The organism is Aquibacillus kalidii, from assembly GCF_014280935.1.
Classification (GTDB): Bacteria; Bacillota; Bacilli; order Bacillales; family Amphibacillaceae; genus Aquibacillus_D; species Aquibacillus_D kalidii.
In genome coordinates, this window is record NZ_JACLZI010000061.1 from 63,958 (window position 1) to 87,081 (window position 23,124).

At 36.8% G+C, this 23,124-nt stretch carries 23 protein-coding genes and 1 riboswitch; of the genes, 21 read left to right on the forward strand and 2 right to left on the reverse strand.

Annotated elements, in window-relative coordinates:
* Positions 1-95: 95 nt before the first annotated feature.
* Positions 96-218, reverse strand: a complete 123-nt coding sequence (locus H7K77_RS21595; RefSeq protein ID WP_268911933.1) for a hypothetical protein — start codon at positions 216-218, stop codon at positions 96-98.
* Positions 219-419: 201 nt separating this feature from the next.
* On the opposite strand from H7K77_RS21595, the gene H7K77_RS18000 reads away from it, so the two are divergent.
* From H7K77_RS18000 to H7K77_RS18070, 15 genes are all read left to right on the forward strand, one after another.
* Positions 420-1,814, forward strand: coding sequence for an L-cystine transporter (locus H7K77_RS18000; protein ID WP_186579890.1), 1,395 nt, complete (start codon positions 420-422; stop codon positions 1,812-1,814).
* Positions 1,815-2,110: 296 nt separating this feature from the next.
* A complete protein-coding gene (locus tag H7K77_RS18005) occupies positions 2,111-2,809 on the forward strand; it encodes a M23 family metallopeptidase (RefSeq protein WP_186579892.1) in 699 nt (232 codons plus the stop codon).
* A gap of 429 nt (positions 2,810-3,238) precedes the next feature.
* Positions 3,239-4,012 carry a DeoR/GlpR family DNA-binding transcription regulator gene (locus tag H7K77_RS18010; RefSeq protein ID WP_186579894.1) on the forward strand — a complete coding sequence of 258 codons (774 nt, stop codon included), beginning with the start codon at positions 3,239-3,241 and terminating at the stop codon, positions 4,010-4,012.
* Positions 4,013-4,553: 541 nt separating this feature from the next.
* Positions 4,554-5,378: a carbohydrate ABC transporter permease gene (locus tag H7K77_RS18015; protein ID WP_235989004.1), complete on the forward strand. Its 825-nt coding sequence runs from the start codon at positions 4,554-4,556 to the stop codon at positions 5,376-5,378.
* Positions 5,379-5,394: 16 nt separating this feature from the next.
* Positions 5,395-6,240: a carbohydrate ABC transporter permease gene (locus H7K77_RS18020; RefSeq protein WP_186579899.1), complete on the forward strand. Its 846-nt coding sequence runs from the start codon at positions 5,395-5,397 to the stop codon at positions 6,238-6,240.
* A gap of 20 nt (positions 6,241-6,260) precedes the next feature.
* A complete protein-coding gene (locus H7K77_RS18025) occupies positions 6,261-7,595 on the forward strand; it encodes an ABC transporter substrate-binding protein (RefSeq protein WP_186579900.1) in 1,335 nt (444 codons plus the stop codon).
* A gap of 70 nt (positions 7,596-7,665) precedes the next feature.
* Positions 7,666-9,126 (forward strand): CehA/McbA family metallohydrolase, encoded by a 1,461-nt coding sequence (locus H7K77_RS18030; RefSeq protein WP_186579902.1) that lies wholly within the window; start codon positions 7,666-7,668, stop codon positions 9,124-9,126.
* Positions 9,127-9,129: 3 nt separating this feature from the next.
* Complete coding sequence (locus H7K77_RS18035) at positions 9,130-9,909, forward strand: HAD family hydrolase (protein ID WP_186579904.1); 780 nt, start codon at positions 9,130-9,132, stop codon at positions 9,907-9,909.
* A 65-nt stretch (positions 9,910-9,974) separates the two neighbouring features.
* Complete coding sequence (locus H7K77_RS18040) at positions 9,975-10,247, forward strand: holin (RefSeq protein ID WP_186579906.1); 273 nt, start codon at positions 9,975-9,977, stop codon at positions 10,245-10,247.
* Between the two features lie 204 nt (positions 10,248-10,451).
* The gene (locus H7K77_RS18045) at positions 10,452-11,297 is read left to right on the forward strand and encodes a formate/nitrite transporter family protein (protein ID WP_186579908.1); all 846 of its coding nucleotides are present in this window, start codon (positions 10,452-10,454) and stop codon (positions 11,295-11,297) included.
* A 465-nt stretch (positions 11,298-11,762) separates the two neighbouring features.
* Entirely contained in the window at positions 11,763-12,377 is a 615-nt protein-coding gene (locus H7K77_RS18050) for a CalY family protein (RefSeq protein WP_186579910.1), read from the forward strand.
* A 129-nt stretch (positions 12,378-12,506) separates the two neighbouring features.
* Entirely contained in the window at positions 12,507-13,367 is an 861-nt protein-coding gene (tapA, locus tag H7K77_RS18055) for an amyloid fiber anchoring/assembly protein TapA (protein ID WP_186579912.1), read from the forward strand.
* Positions 13,364-13,948 carry a signal peptidase I SipW gene (gene sipW / locus H7K77_RS18060; RefSeq protein ID WP_186579914.1) on the forward strand — a complete coding sequence of 195 codons (585 nt, stop codon included), beginning with the start codon at positions 13,364-13,366 and terminating at the stop codon, positions 13,946-13,948. Before tapA ends, sipW begins: the two co-directional genes overlap by 4 nt.
* A gap of 42 nt (positions 13,949-13,990) precedes the next feature.
* Positions 13,991-14,635, forward strand: a complete 645-nt coding sequence (locus H7K77_RS18065; RefSeq protein ID WP_186579916.1) for an LPXTG cell wall anchor domain-containing protein — start codon at positions 13,991-13,993, stop codon at positions 14,633-14,635.
* Between the two features lie 417 nt (positions 14,636-15,052).
* Positions 15,053-15,139: riboswitch (cyclic di-GMP riboswitch) on the forward strand.
* 80 nt (positions 15,140-15,219) lie between these two features.
* Positions 15,220-16,191, forward strand: a complete 972-nt coding sequence (locus tag H7K77_RS18070; RefSeq protein ID WP_235988993.1) for a sensor domain-containing diguanylate cyclase — start codon at positions 15,220-15,222, stop codon at positions 16,189-16,191.
* Positions 16,192-16,258: 67 nt separating this feature from the next.
* Here the strand turns inward: H7K77_RS18070 and H7K77_RS18075 are convergent, their stop codons facing one another.
* Complete coding sequence (locus H7K77_RS18075) at positions 16,259-17,083, reverse strand: Cof-type HAD-IIB family hydrolase (RefSeq protein WP_186579920.1); 825 nt, start codon at positions 17,081-17,083, stop codon at positions 16,259-16,261.
* A 168-nt stretch (positions 17,084-17,251) separates the two neighbouring features.
* On the opposite strand from H7K77_RS18075, the gene H7K77_RS18080 reads away from it, so the two are divergent.
* The 6 genes from H7K77_RS18080 (at position 17,252) to H7K77_RS18105 (ending at position 23,119) form a co-directional block, all read left to right on the forward strand.
* Positions 17,252-17,950: an HAD family hydrolase gene (locus tag H7K77_RS18080; RefSeq protein WP_186579922.1), complete on the forward strand. Its 699-nt coding sequence runs from the start codon at positions 17,252-17,254 to the stop codon at positions 17,948-17,950.
* 148 nt (positions 17,951-18,098) lie between these two features.
* The gene (locus H7K77_RS18085; RefSeq protein WP_186579924.1) at positions 18,099-18,320 is read left to right on the forward strand and encodes a heavy-metal-associated domain-containing protein; all 222 of its coding nucleotides are present in this window, start codon (positions 18,099-18,101) and stop codon (positions 18,318-18,320) included.
* A gap of 236 nt (positions 18,321-18,556) precedes the next feature.
* Entirely contained in the window at positions 18,557-20,455 is a 1,899-nt protein-coding gene (locus H7K77_RS18090) for a heavy metal translocating P-type ATPase (protein WP_186579926.1), read from the forward strand.
* 38 nt (positions 20,456-20,493) lie between these two features.
* Positions 20,494-21,219, forward strand: a complete 726-nt coding sequence (locus H7K77_RS18095) for a Crp/Fnr family transcriptional regulator (protein WP_186579927.1) — start codon at positions 20,494-20,496, stop codon at positions 21,217-21,219.
* Between the two features lie 780 nt (positions 21,220-21,999).
* The gene (locus H7K77_RS18100) at positions 22,000-22,143 is read left to right on the forward strand and encodes a hypothetical protein (protein WP_186579929.1); all 144 of its coding nucleotides are present in this window, start codon (positions 22,000-22,002) and stop codon (positions 22,141-22,143) included.
* 52 nt (positions 22,144-22,195) lie between these two features.
* Complete coding sequence (locus H7K77_RS18105) at positions 22,196-23,119, forward strand: LCP family glycopolymer transferase (RefSeq protein ID WP_186579931.1); 924 nt, start codon at positions 22,196-22,198, stop codon at positions 23,117-23,119.
* Positions 23,120-23,124: the final 5 nt, after the last annotated feature.

Sequence of the window (23,124 nt, forward strand, 5' to 3'; positions counted from 1 at the left end):
TGACGGATATCCTCATGGAGGGACGCAAAATTGCTAGGGAATGACGCATTACTCGTGTGGCGACGCATAACTTTGTGTTATGACGGATATCCCTTCTAAATAGAGGCATATCCACCAAATTCAGAGTTATACCTCCCATAAATAACTAATTTATCCCCAAAAACTAAAGATATATCCCCCCAAACCAAATCATCTACTATAAGTTGAAAACGCTCCATTTAGTGCTACTGCTACATGTATTCTCCTGTGTTCATAATTCCTACTACTAACGCATAAGAATGGCGTTGAGATATTAGCAGTTTTAAAAGATTGACAAGGGGGAAATACCCGTGTATTCTAATTCATAGTAATTTGATGTGGTTTGTTTGTAATTAGATAATTTATTCAAGGTTTTATTAAGATAGGAGGGAAAGAAGCATATGAACACATTATTTATTTTAGTTAATATAGTGATCATGCTAGCACTTATTGGTATTTTATTTTATATGCAAAAGAAACACGTTTCATTTAGTAAGCGTGTATTCACTGGTTTAGGACTTGGGATTTTACTTGGAGCATTCTTACAGCTTGCTTTTGATCCTGGTTCAGCCGTTATTAGTACAACAACAGACTGGTATAATGTTATCGGTAGAGGTTATGTAAGCTTATTGATGATGGTTGTTATTCCACTAATCATGGTATCTATCATTCAATCAATTATTAATCTAGAAAAATCTGCTGAGTTAGGTAAAATGGCAGCGTGGATTATAGGGATTTTAGTAGCTACTGCAATGGCGGCTGCTATTATCGGTATTTCTGCTGCGTCTATTTTTAACCTAGATGCTGGCCAAATTGAAGCGGGGCAAGCGGAAACAGATAGAGGAATTGCACTTGAAGAGCGACTAGGAACTGTGGAAGATATGACGATCCCACAACAAATTTTAAGCTTCATTCCAACTAACCCGTTCCAGGATATGACAGGCGCTCGTTCTTCTTCTACGATTGCAGTCGTAATATTCTCTATTATAGTTGGTGTGGCCGTTCTTGGTGTTAGAAGAAAACAGCCAGAACAGGCGGCAAAATTCATTGATTTAGTAAATTCTATTTACGCGGTTGTCATGCGAATTGTAACCCTAATCCTTCGTTTAACTCCTTATGGTATCTTAGGATTAATGGCGAATACAGTAGCAAGCACGGATGTAGCAGGTATTTTAGAACTTGGTAAATTCGTCGGTGCATCTTATGCGGCGCTTATTACAATGTTTATCATCCATATCATTGTAGTTGGCCTATTTGGGCTTAACCCATTAACGTATCTTCGTAAAGTATTACCAGTACTAAGCTTTGCCTTTACATCTCGTTCTAGTGCTGGAACTATTCCGCTTAATGTTCAAGCGCAAAAGAATAGTTTAGGTGTTCACGAGGGAATTGCTAACATGTCTGCATCATTCGGTGCTACAATTGGGCAAAATGGTTGTGCAGGTATCTACCCTGCGATGTTGGCAGTTATGATTGCACCATCTCAAGGTATTGATCCACTATCACCAGGATTCATTATCCAGTTAGTTCTGATTATCGGAATTAGTTCATTTGGTGTCGCTGGAGTAGGTGGCGGTGCTACATTTGCAGCACTAATCGTACTTTCTTCTATGAACTTACCGGTAGCATTAGCTGGTCTATTAATCTCTGTAGAACCATTAATTGACATGGGTCGTACAGCACTTAATGTAAACGGCGCTATGCTTTCCGGAACGTTAACATCTAGAATTTTAAAGAAACTAAATCTTAAAACGTATAATAACCCAGAGGCAATTGAAAAAGAAGTTGGCCTTTAATAATTAAAGTAAATACTCCCCCTATTACAGAGTACTGTAGAGGGGGAGTATTTTTTATGGGTAGTCCTAGTAAGAGGAAAAGTGGGTGACTCGTTTCACTAAAAAAGATAACCAATTACAGAATGCAGCATAACCTAGAAAATACTATCCATGAACCTTAAATCTACTGTTAGCAACATACAATATTTTTGTGTATTTTTTCATCACCAACACCATTCTTATTCTCTTTAACGATAATAGTAGTGGAAGATTTTATTTAGTGAAAAAGGATTAGATTGATTAGGAGGATGATAGTCATGGAAGGTGAGAATTTTATATGGCCAACGGATACACTGCGGGTAACGAATAGGTTTCGGACTAAAGAACGTCCAACACATCATGGGGTTGATATTGCGGAATCTGGTACACACCCAATTTTTGCCGTTGCAGCGGGTACCGTTAGCAAGTCCTATCGATCCCATAGTTATGGAGAGTGCACTTTCATCGAGCATCAAATTAACGGACAAGTATATGAAACGGTATATGGACATATGCAAACTGGGTCTAAAGCTTTCAAGGTTGGGGATAAGGTTAATCAGGGGGAGTTAATCGGTGTGATGGGAAATACCGGTGATAGTCATGGTCAGCACCTTCACTTCGAGCTGCATAGAGGTAAATGGAATGCTAAAAAAACGAATGCCGTTGATCCACTAGCATACCTAGAAAAAAGTTTGAGTTTAATTAGATCCAATAATGACACCCCTAACAAAGTAAGGACTAAAACAAAGTTGTATTTACCGAAAAGTGCAAGGTCGTGGACGGTTTATAAATTAGACAAGCCTCCAGTTAAAAACGATAAAGATAACTGGGCAGGTGTACTTAAACCTTCAAAGTTTGGTGGACTACAGTATGAAGTCTTAGCAAAACCGTATCAAGATGTCGTGACAATCCAAACGAAAGACTTCGGCAAAGTGAATATATATGTCGCGAGTGTAACGGGTGCAGTGCTTAGGTGATAGTATCTGGAAGATTAATTTCAGTGCTTAATATCAAAATAAAAATAATAACCCGATATTTTTAGATGATTTTCACGTGTTGAAGTCTTATTTTCTTTCAGAGAACGTGGCGTAGTAAATTAACCTTGATTGGTTTTCCATACCTTTCAAGGTTTTTTTCTTCAGTGAGCTACCTAGTGGTAATTAGCTAATTATTAAATAAGCACTTTCTATTTTTAAAATATTATACAAATCTAATTATGAAGTAGGTATGGTGCAAGTTATCGTGGTTGTGCTGCTTGCCATATTACTTTAGTGATTCTAGTTTTTTTGTATAAAACATCTACATTTATGAACTTCCACGGAACTAGTCGCCAACATAGGAATATCGTGCTATACTACTTTTGTGGATTTTTGTGGGTTTGAGAATAATATAGAGGAAGTGATCATATGTTGGCACAAAAACGGCACGAAGTAATAATGGGGAATTTATATAAATATAAATCTGTAAAGGTTGCTAAACTTATAGAAGAGTTTGGTGTTTCTGATGAAACGGTTCGTCGGGATCTTGAATATTTAGAATCTAAGCATTTATTAAAACGTGTTCATGGTGGGGCGGTCTTGAATGAGGGGGAAGAGGCAAGAAACTCTGAAGAAAAGTCATTTCATGCGAGGGAGCGCCTTCATACGGAAGAGAAGAAGATGCTTGCTAATCGTGCATTGGATTTTGTGAAGGAAGGCCAATCGATTGCGCTGGATGTTAGTACAACCAATACCCAGTTTGCTCGAGCATTGAAAACAAAGTTCAACCAGTTAACCGTTATTACCAATTCCCTTCCTATTGCTTATGAGTTATCGGAAATGCCTCATTTTACAATCATTCTTACGGGTGGGATCATGCGTAATGAAGAGCTTTGTGTTGTAGGGGAGATGACAGAGGATTTCCTTTCCCAATTTCATATAGACACGTTGTTCTTAAGTGCAAGTGGGATATCTCTTAATACAGGGATCACGGATTACGGTGTGCGTGAGTGGAATGTGAAGAAAAAAATGCTTGTATCGAGTAAGGAATGTTATATATTGGCTGATAGTAGCAAATTTGATGCTTCTTCCCTGTTAAAGGTCTGTTCTATCCATGATGTCAAAGGGATTATTACTGACAACAAACTTTCTAATGATGTAAAGCAAAAATACATAAATGCTGGAATTTCCATATTTAATTAGTTTCATGTGAAATCCTTTATTTCTTTTAACCTCAATTGGCGCCGTTAGACCATCATTTTTCGCTAGTAACGTAATAGCTCTATTTCTTCGTCAAAAAAACTGCTAATAGTTCTCTTTAGCGGTGCTTTTCTGCCAAAATTTCTACATGTATGCGTCCTACCAAAAGCTATAGAAAGTAATTAAGTACCTACCTGAAGGTGCTTTTTTTTTTACAATCATACATAATAATAGCTGCTCCTCCTTATCGCCAGTAGTGCCTTTATTACCCTATTTAGCTAATCCTTTACACCAATATCATGACAAATGTGTCATTTTGTGTGTTTATTTTAATTAAACTAACAAAAGTCCAAATTTTTACACATTATTAAAACTCTATTTACACTGGCTACATATCTATTATTTATACTTAGGATATCAAATGAGGGGGGAGGAATATAAAATGGAAACAGTTATCACAAAATCAAAACCGAATAAAAAAGTAAAGCAACAGATAAACCGTGGTTATCACTCTTTAACACCGTGGTTGTTTCTATTACCAGCAATGATTCCACTGATATTATTTTGGTTCTACCCGATGCTAAATTCGTTGTATATCAGTTTCACGAATTGGGATTATATTAGTCCTGCTTATACCTTTGTTTGGTTTGAAAATTATACGAATCTTATCCAAGATCCTATATTTCATGATGTGTTGTGGAATACACTCTATTTTACGGTCGGTACAGTTTTTCCAACCATTATTGGAGGGGTATTACTAGCCCTACTAGTTCTAAAAAATCAACGTGGAATGGGCATCTTTCGAACGGTTCTATTCTCGCCATGGGTTACACCAACTGTGGCTGTTGCAATTGTATGGTCATGGATCTTTGAGCCGGAGACTGGGATTGCTAATTGGGTTTTATCACTAGTCGGATTATCAGGGTTGGAGTGGACGAGTAGCTCAACATGGGCAATGCCTGCAATCATTATTGTATCGGTATGGAAAGGTCTTGGGTGGACGATGATATTTTACCTAAATGCCCTTAGGAAAATTCCTACTGACATTTATGAAGCAGCTTCCATAGATGGTGCTGGTAGCTTGCAGAAATTCTTTAAAATAACGGTGCCTCTTGTATCGCCAACTACATTCTTTTTAACGATTATAAGTACTGTTCAAGCACTTGAGGCCTACGATCAAATCCAAGTAATGACACAAGGAGGCCCTGCTGGAAGTACCCGAACATTGTTATATCTATATTATCAATCAGCATTTGAGGAATTTAACATGGGAAAAGCTACAGCAGTTGCGACGGTAATTATTTTAATAACGTCCATATTATCTATCATTCAATTTGGTTTATCCAAGAAATGGGTGCATTATCAGTAACGAAAGGAGGGCTAACATGAATTATAGGATATTTTGGTCTGGTACGATGACGACTGCAAAGTATTTGTTATTGAGCTTTCTAAGCTTGCTTATGTTTTTTCCATTCCTATGGATGGTTATCAGTGCATTAAAGACAAAAGATGAAATTTGGCAATTTCCACCTACGTTATGGCCGGAAAACCCACAGTGGCATACCTTTCTTGATGCATGGAATGTAGCTCCGTTTGGGTTATATATGTTCAACAGTGTGTTTACTGCAACTTTCATTGTTTTATTACAGGTTATAACAGGCGCGATGATGGCCTATGCCTTTACACAGTTTCAATTTCGTGGAAAAAATATACTATTCTCGATCATTTTAGGATCTTATATGTTGCCTGTTGCCGCAACCTATGTTCCTAGTTACGTTCTATTAGCAAAATTCGATTTACTAGATACATATAGTGGCATTATTGTTTCAAATGCAGTCAGTGTATTCGGAATCTTTCTATTAAGACAAGCATTTTTGCAGGTGCCGAAAGAATTAATTGAGGCAGCTAAATTAGATGGGAGCAATCATTGGAAAATATTGTGGAAAATTTTATTTCCACTCACGCTTCCCTCCTTCGTTACATTTGCTTTAATTAGCTTCGTTCAAATGTACAATAACTACCTATGGCCATCCTTACTTATTAAAAGTGAGGAAAAGATGCTGATTACCCAAGGGATACAGAAGTTTTTCATGCAAGAAGGTGGCTATGGATTACAATGGCCACTAATTATGGCGGCTAGTAGCTTTGTCGTCTTTCCATTACTTATTCTATTTATATTTGCACAGAAGTGGTTCGTTTCAGGAATTAATGATCAAGGAATTAAAGGATAATAAACAAGGAGGAATTTGTAATGAAAAGGGTTAGGAACATTGGATCTATTTTTTTGTCAGTAATGTTAATGGTTTTAATTGTTCTAGCAGGTTGTTCTAGTAAAGAAGGTAATGCGAGTGAAGGAGAGGCTAACACCACTGGTTCAAAACAGTCCGCAGATGAAAAACCATTAGAAATTGAATTTTGGTATGGGCAGGGTGGTACTTTAGCAGAAACGATTGAAAGATTCATTGCGGAATTTAATGATAGTCAGGATACTATCACTGTTAAGGGTGTTGCGCAGGGAAATTATACGGAAACCTATCAAAAGCTTCAAGCAGGGATAGCGGCAAAAGAAGTTCCCGCAGTAGTTTTATTGGAAAATGATGCGACTAGAAGTTTAATTAGCAAAAAAGCGATTGAACCATTGGATAAATATATAGAAGAAAATACGGATTTTAACCCAGATGATTTTGTTCCATCTTTCTATAATCAAGGTACAGTGGATAATGGTCAATATGCACTTCCGTTATACGGCACAACGCAGGTACTTTATTACCGAAATGATGTGTTTGAAGAGTTAGGATTAACAAAAGAAGATTTACAAACTTGGGAATCGTTAGAAGCAACTGCAGCGAAAATTAAGAAGGAAAAAGGAATGACTGGCTGGATGCCGATGTGGGGTTCGGGCAACTTAATTGATGCTGTTTACAGCAAAGGTGGCAAAATTTTAAGTGATGATGGTAAAGAAGTTCTTATTGATTCCCCTGAATGGATCGAAACGTGGGAATTTTTCCGTAAAGCTATTCATGAAGAAGAGACGATGGCTATTAACCATGGTGGACAGGGCTGGGAATATTGGTACAAAACAATTGATGAAGTTATGCAAGGCAAGGCGTTTGGTTATACAGGATCTAGTGGCGACCAAGGTGACTTAGACTTTAGTGTTGTATCTGCAGCACCACAGCCAGGTTGGGAGGACCATAAGGCAGCACCAGGAGCGGGTGCCTTACTAGGGGCCATTCCAGCGGCAGCTTCCGATGCTGAAAAAGCAGCTGCTTTCGAATTCCTATCCTTTTTTACCAGCGCCGAAAAAACAGCGGACTGGTCCATGAGTACGGGTTACATTGCTGTTCGAAAGTCTGCTAAGGAAGTGGCTGCGTTTAAGGCCTATGCGGAAGAAAATCCACAAATTTTAATTCCGTTAGAGCAAGCTGAATCAGCATCAGCTCCATTTGTTGATCCAACTGGTGGGAAAATCTTAGATGCGCTCTCTATCGCAACAGATAAAGTAGAAATCGAAGGAGTATCTGCTGAAAAAGCACTTAAAGAGGCTAAGGAAACAGCCCAACAAGCGTTAGACGCTGTACAATAAACCAATAAAGAGAATCCTTTATGTAAGCGGTGAAGGATTCTTTTAACAAAATTATAAGGAGCTGTACTACATGATTAAAGAAGAAAAATCTGTCAGCTTTGAGATTAATCAATTACACGTAAGCCATTCATTTACGACTAATATTTCTGATATTCTTCAGTTAAACCTTTCATTTTCAAAAAGAGCATGGGCTTTTATCCTATTATGGGATCCTAATCGTCACCTTAGATGGCAATACCTTTATACGGATGAAAATACGAACAAACATGTAGTGATTGCTGATGATCCTGTTGTTAGTTCTTTTTCTACAGTAGATGGACCAATTCCTTCAGGAGAATGGGAAATAGAAATATTTTGTCCCTCCTATCAAGCTTCCCCACTATTTACTTATAGTGTTGAGATGAATTCTTCTTTAGAAACGTTAACTGCTGAACAACTCGACATAATTAATTGGTCAAAAGGATCGGGTGAGGTTGGATTCACGTTACCAGAATTTGATAAAGGAAAGGTAGTGAAAACAGGCAGTGCTTGGTACAAAGGTGATTTTCATACACATACGAATCAATCCGATGGGAAAATGACACCATCAAAAAATATCGAACAAGCTAAAAAAATGGGATTAGATTTCTTTGTTGCCACTGATCATAACATCATTCCTACAAAGTGGATAGATGATCCTAACATGTTGGTTATACCAGGAGTAGAGATCACCTCCTCAAAAGGGCATTTCAATGCACTAGGCGTTATGAATTGGCTAGATTGGCGACCTAGCTTGGCTGATGGTGGGATGGAATCAGAAACAGGAATAAATCGTCTTTTGCATGATGTGAAAAAATCTGGGGGACTCCGTTCTATAAACCATCCTATGCTCAAGCCTTGGCATTGGACGTTTACGGATACACTTTTGTCAGAGGTTGACACGATTGAAATTTGGAATGATCCTACCTTTGCGGATAATATAAAAGCGACTGAACAAGCGCTAATATTGTGGGATACGTTGTTAAATGACGGCCATCGAATATTTGGAATTGGCGGTTCAGATTCCCATTTGCTACCTGAGGAAAGCTACATGGAAGGTGGACCACCATCAGTGATCGGTGATCCATGCACCTACGTTTATGCTACCCATTTATCTGCTGAATCAATCCTTCGGGCCGTTTCTGAGGGGAAGGTCTATGTATCAAGAAGCCAAGAGATTGATATTTTAATAAAGGTAAATAATGAAATAGTAAGTCTGGGAAGTGAAGTAACTGCGGGAAATGTGGAATTTTGTTTGAAATTTTGGGAAAATCAAGATGATTTGGTAGTGGAGTGGATTGTAGATGGGGAAATTGATAAGCGGTCACCAGTTGTCGGTGCAGAACCATTAGTTGAATCTATTGATCTATCAGATAGACCGTTTAGTTGGACTCGATTTCAGGTAAGAAGGGTTGACGGAGAATTAATAGCTTTCTCGAATCCTATTTTTAAAGGAAGGAAAACTCCTTCGATTCCTACTTGGGGAAATCTACTACAGAAAGCAGGGTTATAGTCATTGACATCTATAAAGGCAATCCTCTTTGATAAAGATGGTACATTAATAAATTTCCATGGAGTTTGGGTGAAAGCGATCAAGGAGCTTATTCAAGATCTAGTGAGTGAGTTTCCGGATACGGAGGAAGTCTCGCTACAGTTAGCTGCATCGATTGGATTACATGGAAATCAGGTAGTTGCGGATGGAATACTAGCTTCGGGAACAATGAGAGACATTTCGGAGGCATTCGATCATTGTCTTAGGAACTTCTATGCTCATCAGGGTGACCTGGAAGAACTCCACCACTGGATCTCCAGTAAAATGGTGGTACTAACGAACAAATACATAGCGGATATTCGTCCAACGAGTGAAAAGCTACAGCCTTGTTTGGATCTACTTCGTGATAAAGGAATCATACTTGGTATTGCAACAGCGGATGATTATCAAACAACAGATATTTGTTTGGAACATCTTAATATGAAAAGGTACTTTGATTTTATTCTAACAGCGGACACGTTTCCTAATAAAAAACCTCATCCAAGTGTCGTTCGTACTTTTTGTGAACATTATGGTATCGATCCAACAGAGGTTGCCATTGTAGGGGATACATCAGTTGATCTCACTCTAGCTAAAAATTCTGGTGCTGGATTAGCGATTGGAGTGCTATCAGGAGCGAGTAATAGAAATGAATTGGAAAACTTAGCTGATTTCATTTTACCAACTGCAGCAGATATTTTAACAGACAAGCAGGAGTTTGTGTGGGATGTAAATGCGAAATATAGCTTATCAAAAAATAAGTAGTTGAACTGTAACTTAACAGTCATATTCATCCATTAGGCTCGTACACTTCTAATGAGGTGATAAAAATGGATCAAGTCTTATCATTTGCCACTGTTCTAGCGCCAATTGTATCTGCACTAGTGCAACTAGTTAAGAAAACAATTAATGTAGAAAAAACTTATATACCATTAATTAGTTTGCTTATTGGTATGTTGCTTGGTGTCTTAGCTTATTCGTTCACAGATATGGTTTTAGTATCAAGATTATGGGCTGGTGGTATCGCTGGATTGGCTGCAACAGGAATGTTCGAGTTAGTGAAAAAAAGAAAGGGATCATCGAAAGAAAAGAAGAAGCAATAATGGTCTCTTCAAGAACATATGGTCTCCAAAACACGTGGTGGTGCCTGTCACCACCCGAAATTTGTCGAACCTAGGTTTTTTCATATTTAAATTTCAACACTTTCGTGACAATATGTGAAATGGTGAACATAAAGATATATTTTGTGCTATTATTCACATATAGTTTATTAAGTTAATTAAACCAAAAAGAATAGGAGAATAGCGATGTCTTATGTGAAACCAGATCAAGTTGTGGAGAATATGATTCAAGCGGGCGCTGCGAAGGCTAATATGTCCATTAAAGATATGTTAATAAGAGGAACTCTGGCAGGTGCAATACTTGGGGTTGCTACAACGCTTGCCTTTACAGCATCTACGCAGTCTGGATTAGGAATTTTGGGAGCCATTCTTTTTCCAGTTGGATTTGTTATTATCGTTTTACTCGGTTTAGAGCTAGTCACAGGGAATTTTGCTTTGCTTCCAGTTGCTGTCTTAAATAAGAAAGCAACAGTGGGACAAATGTTTTCGAACTGGTTTTGGGTGAGTATTGGACACATTTTAGGTGGTGCCTTATACGGTGTACTGTATATGATTGCAGCAACAAGCCTTGGCCATGTAGATAACAATGCCATTGTAGAGCAAGTTATTGCCGTTGCTGAAGCTAAAACATTGGGCTATAAAGCTTTAGGTTTTGATGGACAGGTAGTTTTATTCGTGAAAGCTATGTTGTGTAACTGGCTTGTAACATTGGGTGTTGTCATGGGGATGACCTCCAAATCAACAGGTGGGAAGATTGCAGCGATGTGGTTACCAATCTTGATATTTTTTGCACAAGGATTTGAACACGCCGTTGTAAATATGTTTGTTATCCCTGCCGGTATGATGCTAGGTGCTGATGTAAGTATGGCAGACTGGTGGCTTTGGAATCAAATCACAGTATTAGTCGGTAACCTCGTTGGTGGTGTTATTTTTACTGGTTTAGCACTGTATTACACACACCACCGTGGAGATACAGAAATTAGGGTGGAGTCACCTAATAAAGAGGTAGCCTTAAAAAGAGGTATAAGATAACTAGTATCATATCTAGTTAGTACTTCTACGGTACATTCTAAACGTGAATAATGTAATCAATTAATCGTAACATTACAGAATCCCTAAGAAATTAAAGGTCTTACACTGGCCGTTAATTTCTTAGGGATTTTGTTATAGTATTAGGATCTTGCTTAGATCTAACTACAAAACTTGTGATCTGAATACTTGTTTTAATATTGTAACAATAATCAGGATATGCCAACAGGCTATTAGCTAAGAATTTCTATGTTTGAAAATTGTTCTTTATAAGGTACGAGTGATTATAATAAATAACGAAATAATTAGTTAACGGAAGTAATCAAGTGAAAATTAAAGATAATTTGTTCTTAATAAAGAAAATTGGCTGAATTTAAGGTTTTGATAATCTAAAAACATAGCATATACTTCAATTATAGTTCGTTATATAGAACGAATGAAGATGTGAATTCTAAGGAGGAAGAGAAAATGGGAATTAAAAAGAAGTTAGGTTTGGGAATGGCGTCAGCGGCACTAGGTTTATCATTAATCGGTGGAGGTACATATGCGTTTTTTAGTGATTCCGCCGAAACAACGAGTACATTTGCAGCAGGTACATTGGATTTGAATGCAAAACCTACAGAAATAATTAATATTGGTAATTTAAAACCAGGAGATTGGATGACTCGTTCCTTTAATTTATTAAACGATGGGTCATTAGATATTGCTAGTGTGTTGCTTGATACAGAATATACGATTGTAGATGCAGGGGAAAATAACACGGATGATTTTGGAAAACATATTAGAGTAAATTTCCTTTGGAATGAAGATAAAGCAACACTTCCACCGAATCAAAATGCAGACAATATCATTTACCAAACTACACTTGCTGAGCTTAAAGATATGACTCCTGATGCGGTAGAAAATCATGTTTTTCTTCCGTTCTTAGAAGAGAATGATGGCCTAAAAGCTGGTACTTCAGATAAGCTTTATGTGCAATTCGAATTTGTTGATAATGAGGAAGATCAAAACGAATTCCAAGGCGATTCTTTAGAGCTTAAATGGACATTTACTGCTGAACAAGAAGCGGGAGAAAGAAGATAATTGTCAACATAAATATGGAAAGGTGAGCTAGCTCACCTTTTCGTCCCTATTTACTCTGGGGAATGGATAAGTGTACTTATTTATTCTCGATAGTAAATAAAAAACTTTCCTATCAAGGAGGGGTGTTCATTGAGGAGAACGCGGTTAGCTCGGTATCGAAGGAAATATAAAAATCTAGTGTTAGTGGCTCAATTTGTGGCAATCTGGTACGCCGTAATTGTTTCAGCATCTGTTTTAACATCTAGTACAGGGGCCTACTTCAATGACTCGATGCAAAGTGAAGCAAAGATACAGGCCGGTACATGGTGGGATGGTAGCAATTTAAGGTTTGTTGGCAATACGCAAAACCTGAAAGCATGTACACCAATAGAAATAGCCGTGCAAGTAGAAAATAAAGGCTTTAAGATGACAGAACCAAGAGATTACGAAGTCTATTACTCTGACAGAAACGGGATAGAGCATATTAAGAATGGTAAAAAGGTTGGGAGTGGAGTGGTAGAACCGATTGGAAAGGGAGAGACCGCCGTTCTATCTATTAATGCTGAGGTAGACGGGTACTATATGTTCCGATTGCTACCACGTGAAGAATATAAGAATGAGGAAAGTAACCAGGAATTATGGAGTAAAAGAGTAATGGTTACTTGTAAAGAGAAAGAAGACAAACAGATTGAAAAAGAAGAAAGTAAGAAAGAGCTAAAACAAAAGGCTGAAGAACCTAATGTGGAACAACCTAGTGAGACCGAAGAGGACGATAATAAAGGAACGGATAATAATAGTCTGGTGAAACAGAATAGTCATTCTTCTGAAGAAAGTAAGCAGACTGATTCCGAAACAATAGAAAGTGATGTTAACGCAGCAGAAATTGAGAGTAAGAAAGAGCCTGATCCAAATGACAAGGTAGAAGTCAATGATGAAGCAACTAATTCGACTGTTCAAGACATTGGAAAAGAAGAACCGATTGATAATCAGAAAGGAAGCATGGAACAATGAAATTAAAAAAAGTAATGAAATGGATAAGTCGGGTTGTTACATTTACTTTATTTGTTACATTAGTATTTATGATTTTCGTAGTCATCTCTTCTAAGGCTTCAGGTGGGGAACCTCAAATTATGGGATATCAACTAAAAACGGTTCTATCTGGATCAATGGAACCTGGTATAAAGACTGGTTCTATTATTGCGGTGAAACCTGACGGGGAAATGACTGCATTTGAAAAAGGGGATGTCATAACTTTTATGGAAGAGAGTGATAAGTTAGTCACACACCGAATTGTAGATGTAATTAAAAGTGGAGAAAACGTAATGTATCAAACAAAAGGGGATAACAATGACGGACCTGATCCAAATCCGGTGCTATCCGAAAATGTTGTGGCAGAGTACACTGGATTCACAATTCCGTACATCGGTTATTTCATTAATTATGCACAGTCTAAAACAGGAAGTGCCTTACTTCTAGTGCTACCTGGGCTATTATTACTAGGTTACGCAGGCATTACCATTTGGCAAGCAATGTCTCAAATTGATAATAAGAGTAAAAAAGAAGAAACGGTAGAGATTTTAAATGAAACTTAATTAAAGTGGTGAAGTTCCATATAGCCATTAAGGATGATGAGTATGAAAGATAAAGCCCGTTATATTTTTACGATAGCAACAAGCGTGGTTGTAATTACACTTATCTTATTGAGTATCGGGTACAATAAATCTTTAGCTTCTACTAATCAAATCGATATTTCGTCATTACCGGAATCTGTCTTATTTGAGGTTGGAAATATGAAACCAGGAGATACTGCTGTTCGAACGTTAACCATTCAAAACAGTGGTGTAAAAGATTTTGCATATAGTACGGAGGCTATTTTTATAGGTGGTTCAGAAAAACTTTATAATGCATTCCATTTGCAAGTAGAGGACTCTAAGGGACTGCTATATGACGGAAAATTAAGTGACTTTACGGGATTAAATACTAGATCTCTTTTGTCAGAACAATGGGAAGACTTACAGTTCTCTGTTGTATTTCCCCCTGAGTTAGGTAATGATTATCAAGGGTTACAGTTTGAGATGGAGTTTAAATTTGCTGCAAAGGAAGTACTTGATAACAGTGAAGGTGGAGGTGGTACGAACCCAAGTACCCCTGTTAGTGGAGACGCGCTCCCTTCCACTGCGACAAGTATGTTTAATATATTGTTAGTTGGATTGTCTATCACTTTACTAGGATTGTCTCTTCTATTCTATCGATCAAGAAAAAGAAAAGGAACCGAGTAGAACCAACATCGAGCGGACGGAAAAATATGCGGTTATTTAACGACTAATGTGATTCTGCAAAGGAATCACTATACCAAAAATTGAGACTTAATAGATTGGTAATGGCTTATCTTTGTTAATGAAGAATTTTGTAATCAGTAAATTTTATTATGGAAAATAAGAGTTGCTAATAGCAACTCTTATTTTTTTGAGATTCCTAGTGATAGGGATTGGCACCCTAATATGTCCGTTTGAGAAGACAGCAATATCCCTACCCGGATTTTGTCGATTGTAAATTATTCTGAATAATTATTATATCCTTTTTTAGGTAGTCCCTAAATAAATGAATCACTTTGCTCTCGCCCGATTTTTGTCGACTTTCTTTCATACCAAATTACTAGGTTATATAGTACAATAGTAGCAATTACATAGGAATATCTAGTTAAAATGCAAAGTTACTCGAAAGGGAATGACGCAAAACCACGGGCCTAAACAACTGTATTGTATGGTAGCCGGGTTGCCAAGGATAATAAGGTAAATATCTTTGGATAGTTCTGAAACGAGAACTATCCATTTTCTCTTTATAAAGAAACCGACTTTTTAGGTTGAGGGAGAGGGTTATTATAAAATTAATCATCGTTGTATCAGCTCTTATAATTTTCGGAGGAATTGGATTAGTACTTAAGAAGAGTGAAGTTTCTTTAAAATTAATAAGGGAAAAGTCACTAAACGAAAAAAGGCTATATAATCTAGTGGAGTCATCGAGAGACATCATCTATTATTTTGAGACGAATCCAGACTTTCGATTTAGATATTTAAGTCCATCCATTGAGCATTTCTTTGGGGACGGTCACTTAAAAGACTGTATGGAAAATCCATTAATTGCATTTGAAAATATTCACCCTGAGGATTTTGATAAATTGAAAGATAAAATCTCTGGAGACATAGATTATACAAAGCCAATCTTGCAAAGGTGGAAGAATGAGACTGGTGAATATCTATGGTTTGAGGAGTACGCAACACCAATAATTGAAAACGACATTATGGTTGGGGTGCAGGGGATTATTCGATGTGTAGAAGAAAAGATAAAACTTCAGAATAAACTAAAACACCAAATCTATCATGATTCTTTAACAGGTTTACATAACAGACAATATTTTGATGAGAAATTAGAACGACTTAATCAGGAAAGTATCCCAGTTGGCGTGATCATGTGTGACCTCGATAATTTAAAACAAGTAAACGATACCATGGGTCACAGAGCCGGGGATAAACTAATTGTAGAAACAGCGAAGGTACTTTCCTCCATAACAGCAGAAAATATTGATGTTACACGAATTGGTGGGGATGAGTTTTTTATTTTTATGACACATTCAGAGAAACATAATCTATATCAAATTATCGATTATATCGACAAACAAATTCAACTCTACAACAAGAGTGAGCAAAACTACAATCTTGTCCTTTCGTTAGGTTGTAGTTATAGTTTAAATTCGTATGGAAAAATGGAACAGCTTTATTTAGTAGCAGATCAGGAAATGTACAAAGCAAAGAATGAAAAGCTTTCTTTAGTGTGAGGCAGCATATAAGGTGTATTTGGATCAAAAAGATGACTTTTAAGGTCATCCTTTTGATCCATACTCTCTATTCTCTAACTAAGTCATCTTTTAATATAAATTCCTCAACGACTTTGGCAACTCCATGATTGTTATTTGTGTCCGTAACATAATCAGCTACTGCTTTAATATCATCAGGGGCGTTACCCATGGCAACACCAAGCCCAGCAAATTCAATCATCTCTTGATCGTTGTAGCTATCTCCCATAGCAATAACTTCTTCACGTTTAATACCACATCGCTCAATTAATTGGCCAAGACTTGTGCCTTTTGTAACCCCTTTTTCGGTAAACTCAAGAAAGTAAGGCTTTGAACGCATGACGCTATGTTGTTCAGCTAATTCAGCTTTAAGTTTTACTTCTACAACTTTTAGTTTTTCTGGATCATCAACCATCAATGCCTTCACAACCGGTTCCGTAATGCCGTCTAAAAAGCTACTAACAATTTTCACTGGCAATCCAGTAAGCTTGGATTCTATTGTAGTATAGGGATTTTCATCTTCTGTAATGATTTCTTCACCTACATAAGTGTGAATATAGACACCCTCGCGCTTACTTAATTCATATAAGTTGCGCATTTCTTCAAAACTTAAGGTACTGCTGAAAATCTCTTCTTTCGTCTGCCAATCTATTATCTTACCACCATTAAAAGAAAGGATGTAGCTTCCGTATTCAGCTAGAGAGAGTTCCTCTGCGGTGGCTTTCATTCCGTAAGTAGGTCTACCAGAAGCAAGTACAACCTTTACTCCTCTTGCTTGTGCTTCCATTAATGCTTGTTTTGTTCGAGTAGAGATGGTGTGATCATCACGAAGCAAGGTATCATCTAAGTCCAATACAATCATTTTATATATCATTTGATTAATTCCTTTCTTATAACTACAGTTCTCTTTATTTTACTAGATTTTAAAAACGATAGGGAAAAAAATTGAAAAATTAAAGCGATTTTTAGTAGTGACTTGCCTTTACTCGTTCTAGTAGGAGCAAAATGTTAAAATGAATAATAAACGGAGGAGGTAATGATAATGAATACAATCATTTTTGATGTTGACGATACATTGTACGATCAGGCAAAATCCTTTCATATAACCTTTATAAAAATGTTTGGTGACATACTTAATAATGTAGAAATAGATAAACTATACAAAGCAAGTCGGAAACATAGTGAGGTATTATTTGACCAGAGTGAAAAGGGCGAGATTACGCAATTGGAATGGCAGACTGGGCGCATCATAGCTGCGTGTCAGGATTTCGGTATCCCTGTTGACTTTGATAAAGCATTAGAATTTCATAAGACCTACGTTATAGAACAACAAAACATTACACTATTTAGTGAAGTAGAAGGTTTGTTAGACAAGTTACATACAAAAGGCAAGCAGCTTGCGATCCTAACCAATGGTGAAGAGAAGCATCAAGCAATGAAAATTAAGCAGCTAAATCTTAGCAAGTGGTTTCCGGAAGAGAATATCTTCATCTCGGGAACGTATGGGCATGCCAAGCCGAAACGAGAAATATTTGATATTGTTGAACAGAGATTAGAACTCGATCCAACAGAAACTGTTTATATCGGTGACAACTACGAAAAAGATATAGTAGGAGCAAAACAAGCTGGGTGGAAAGCGATTTGGATGAACCACCGCAAAAGAAAACTACCAGTAGAAAGTCCAATAAAACCAGACAAAGAAGTACACAGCCCCGAAGAACTTGTCGAGTTATTCAGCTGAGGGTGGGTGCCTGTCACCACCCGGTTTTTGTTGGTTTTTGTCGGATGTGAAAATGTGTTGAATTTCTAATTAAACTTGATTTTGGTCAATTATTTTCCTGCTTATTCGTCTTACAATAAGGATGTAAACAATTAAAGGAGGAATTTATATGACAAAGGCAGTTCTCCAATTAGAACCATTAACTTGTCCATCTTGTATAAAGAAAATTGAATCCACACTTGATAAAACAGAGGGGATTAAATCTGCAAGGGTATTATTTAATTCAAGCAAAGTAAAAGTAGAGTTTGATGAACTACAAATCGAGACCATTCAAGTTGAGAGAACGATTAGTAGGTTAGGATACCCCGTGCTGTCTGCAAAGGTTTCTTAACTATTTAATTAGAGGTAGCTGTATGCTATCTCTTTTTCTAGTTTTGAAAATAAAAATAGTTTGATCGTGACGCATTGTGTTTTAAATAGATTGTTTAAGAAAGGCAAAGAGAATTTCCTCCTCTTTGTCTTATTTTTATTAAATTGAAAATCTTGATGAAGGTCAATTATTTAAATACGATAACAAACTATTATAGAAATATAAAGTACGAGATGATAATAAAGGAGGATATCAAAGTGATCCTAAAAATTAGTAAGCATAAAAATCATTTTACAGTCGTATCTGGTATTTTAATTGTAATAGGTTTTCTGTTTGGATTTATGGGAGTAGAAGAAGTAAAAAGTTTAGGACTGATCGCTGCAACGATAATTGCTAGTATTCCAATTGTTGTAAAAGCTTTGCAAGCACTAGTTATGAAAGCCTTTAGTATTGAATTACTTGTTACGATTGCAGTGATTGGAGCGTTGATTATTGGTGAGTATGTTGAATCAGCTGTAGTCACATTCTTATTTTTGTTCGGAGCATATTTAGAATCACGAACGCTAGAAAAAACTCGTTCTTCCCTTAAAGAATTAATAGATATGGCACCGCAGGAAGCAACTGTTTTTCGCAATGGGGATCAGGTTGTTATTCCTGTAGAAGAAGTGAAAATGGGAGATAGAGTTATTATTCGATCGGGTGGAAAAATTCCTATTGATGGAAAAATCGTAACCGGTAAGGCAATGTTAAATGAATCGGCTGTCACAGGTGAAAGTATCGTAATAGCAAAGAAAGAAGAAGATTACGTGTACAGCGGTACAATACTGGATAGCGGCTATGTAGAGGTTTTAGCTGAAAAAGTCGGGGATGACACGACTTTTTCCAAAATAATAGAGTTAGTTGAAGAAGCACAAGAGTCGAAATCAAAAGCCCAAAAATTTCTTGATAAATTTGCGAACTACTACACGCCAGCTGTTGTACTTTTATCGGTCGTTGTCTACCTATTTACTTGGAATCTACACTTAGCAATTACGTTCCTAGTAGTTGCTTGCCCGGGTGCATTAGTGATCGGTGCCCCGGTTTCTAACGTTGCAGGGATTGGAAATGGTGCCAAAAATGGTGCGCTTGTAAAAGGCGGAGAAGTAATGGAGAACTTTTCAAAGGTAGACACAATCGTATTTGATAAAACTGGAACATTGACGAAAGGGAGACCGGAAGTAACGGATATAAAAGTATATAATGGTTTTGATACGGATGAGTTATTAAGGTTAGTCGCACAAGCAGAAAAGATTTCTGAGCACCATCTAGGACAAACTATTGTTAAAGAAGCACAAACTAGAAATCTTGACATTAGCTCTGTACCAAAAGACGGAGAGGTTATCAAAGGGAATGGGGTATTGGCTACGGTAGAAGGGCGCGAAATAGTTGTTGGTAACCGTAAGTTAATGAACACAGTTGGTTTAGAAATAGGGCAAGAAGCTGTTAGCTATGCAGTCAGTCGTGAGAAGGCAGGAAACACAGCAATTTTTGCAGCGGTGGACGGTAGCGTTGTGGGAATCTTATCTATTGCCGATCAAATTAGAGAGGATGCACCTAAAGCATTAGCAGAAATGAGAAAGAGCGGTATAAAGAAAATCGTAATGTTAACAGGTGATAATCAGCATACAGCGGAAAAGGTTGCTGCTCAACTAGGAATTGATGAGGTTTATGCCGAATTATTACCAGAGAACAAGGTAGAGCATGTTAACTTGTTGAAGCAACAAGGTTATGTAGTAGCAATGGCGGGGGATGGGATCAATGATGCACCAGCAATAGCCACCGCGCATATTGGTTTAGCGATGGGCGAAGGCGGTACTGACGTTTCTATGGAAACAGCAGATATTGTGTTGATGGCTGATAAATTAATGCAATTTTCCCATGCGTATTCCTTATCAAAAGCTACTGTTCGGAATATGAAACAAAACACTTACTTTGCATTAGGTATTGTTTTTGTTCTTTTATTTGGAGTACTGATGGGTTCTGTACATTTGGCTTCTGGAATGTTCATCCACGAGGCGAGTGTATTGGTAGTTATTTTGAATGCAATGAGGTTACTCCGGTTTCAGCGCAAGGATATTAAAATAGAAACAAGATTGAGAGCTCAATCTCAAACTTAACTTTGAAGACCTATTCTGTTGGTAAAGGAGTTTACGTTATGGAAAAAAGGAAGTTATCTAACTGCGGGCATACTCATACATGTAACCACACGGTTGGTTCACATAAGTCTTGTATATCGTTGGTTCCTATTTTTAATCATTTAGAAGTAGAACAAATGGATGAAATAATGAAGACAGTTCAAGCAGCATCGTTTAAAAAAGGGGAAATCATTTACCAGGCAGAAGATCCATCCGACTCCCTTTATATTGTTAATCAAGGAAAAATAAGAATATATCGTTTATCTGATTCTGGAAAGGAACAGTTGGTGCGAATTTTGAACCCGGGAGATTTTACCGGAGAGCACGCCTTGTTTAGTGAATCAATGCATGAATCCTATGCGGAGGCTATGGTGGATACAAGTGTCTGTGTGATTAGGCGTTTAGATTTACAGGATTTTCTTTTGAAATATCCTTCTATTTCATTAAAAATATTAGAAGAATTCGCCTCAAGGTTAAAACAGTCAGAAAAACAAACAGCGCAATTTGCCACGGAGAAGGTAGAAACGAGAATTGCGCTATTCTTAGCGGAGTGTTACGACCAGGAAAAAAGTTCGACGGGAACGTTTATTTTGCCAATGAGTAAGAAGGACCTTGCGTCATATCTAGGCACTACACCTGAAACAATAAGTAGAAAACTAGCAGATCTAGAAGAACAAGGATACATTAAGCGTAAAACCAATAAACGAATCGAAGTTCTAAATTTAGACGGGTTGCTGTTGATTTGAAAAGGTGCCTGTCACCACCCGGTTTTTGTAGGATTTTGTCAGTGAAAAGGCATTCGGAAATCTATACTATTAATCAGTAGAAGAGGTAGCATCCTTAAGCTAGAGTCCCCCTCCATCTACTGGTTTATTTTTTTAAAAAACAATCTTACATTTAAATAGTAAAGTAAATATAGTATGACAAGTATTCAGACTGATAGTATTTTATTTATACAGTGATAGTTTTCATGGAACCTTGTTGTTACTTTCTATACTATTTTAAAGTGTCTTTTTCTCCTATGTATGATATCTGTTATTTTGAAGTACTTGGTGTATTAGACATATTATTTGTCATTACAAATTCTATCAGTTGGTTTATCACTGACATCTGGACCTGTTAATCGCTACTATCCTCTGATTATTAACTAGTTTATAGTAACAACATACCTGAAGGGTTACTTACTAATTAGCTCCAATAGAATTAGGGAATAAAATAACTTTAAATAAATGTTTTGTCGTACAGTGTTTTTTAATCTCTTTCCACTTATTTAGCATACATAATTATGTTGTTAAGGTAGGGAAAGAAAGTAAATAAAGAAACTCCTTTTCAATTGTAAATTTATTCCTAATAGGTTACGGAAATTGTATTTATATGATAGAATACTTCTATTGTTGTCGAATTATTAATCCCTAGAATGATAAGTTAAAGAAACAGAGCATTTAAGGAATGAAATTTGGATTGAAATTAGAAAAACATACATGTATAATTTACAGACTTAGACAAGAGAGGAGATTTTTCGATAAATGAGCGAAACTGAACAACTAAAAAAGTTGCTATCAACTATTTATAAACAAGCTAATAATGGTGCCGACTACCAAGAAATTATGTCTATCTTTAAAGAAGAGTTGCCAAAAATCACTGCAAATAAAACAATTATATTAAAATAAATTATGCACAAGTTTAACTGTAAACTATCTATGAAAGCATGGAGGATAAAGAATGAAAATAAAATCAAAAAGGAAACTGTTAATATCTATATTGGCAGTTGTTTTGGTGATGATTTTTGGGGTTGGGATATATAGCTACACTGTTTATGATAATGCAAAAAACACAATAAATGAAAAAATGTACAACCCAGTAGAAAGTATAGATTTAGAGGTAGTAAAGAAAAAGGTTAAAGAGGAAAAACCACTGAATATTCTTTTATTAGGTGTAGACCAACGCGGTGATGATCCTGGAAGATCTGACGCATTAATGGTTCTTTCACTTAATCCAAAAGAAAATAGCGCGAAGTTAGTAAGTATTCCTCGTGATACTAGAACTGAAATCATTGGTCATGGTACCTCTGATAAAATTAATCATGCTTACGCATTTGGTGGGCCAGAAATGTCTATTGCAACAGTAGAAAATTTACTTGATGTCGAACTGGACTATTATGTAAGAATGAACATGGAAGGTTTGTCAGATATGGTTGATGCTGTTGGTGGGATTACACTAAATAATAGTCTTGATTGGTATGATGAAGGCTATTATAAAAAAGGATACCATTACGCTAAAGGGGAGCTTAACCTTAATGGACCTCAAACAATGGGCTATGTTCGTATGAGATACTTAGATCCTAGAGGTGACTTTGGTAGAACAGAACGCCAGAGACAAGTAATTCAAGGTGTACTCGATAAAGGCGCAAGTATAGGTTCTGTAACGAAAATTAATGAAATGATTGATGTATTAGGTAATAACATGTCTACTAATATGGACTTCACTGCAATGAAAGATTTGATGTTTAACTATAAAGATACAAGAAAAAACTTTAGTACGTACCAACTTCAAGGCACAGGTACGAAAATCGACGGTGTCTATTATATGACTGTTTCGGATGAAGAAATTCAAAAGGTTCATAATATGTTGCTAAAAAAGTCATAAGTCCT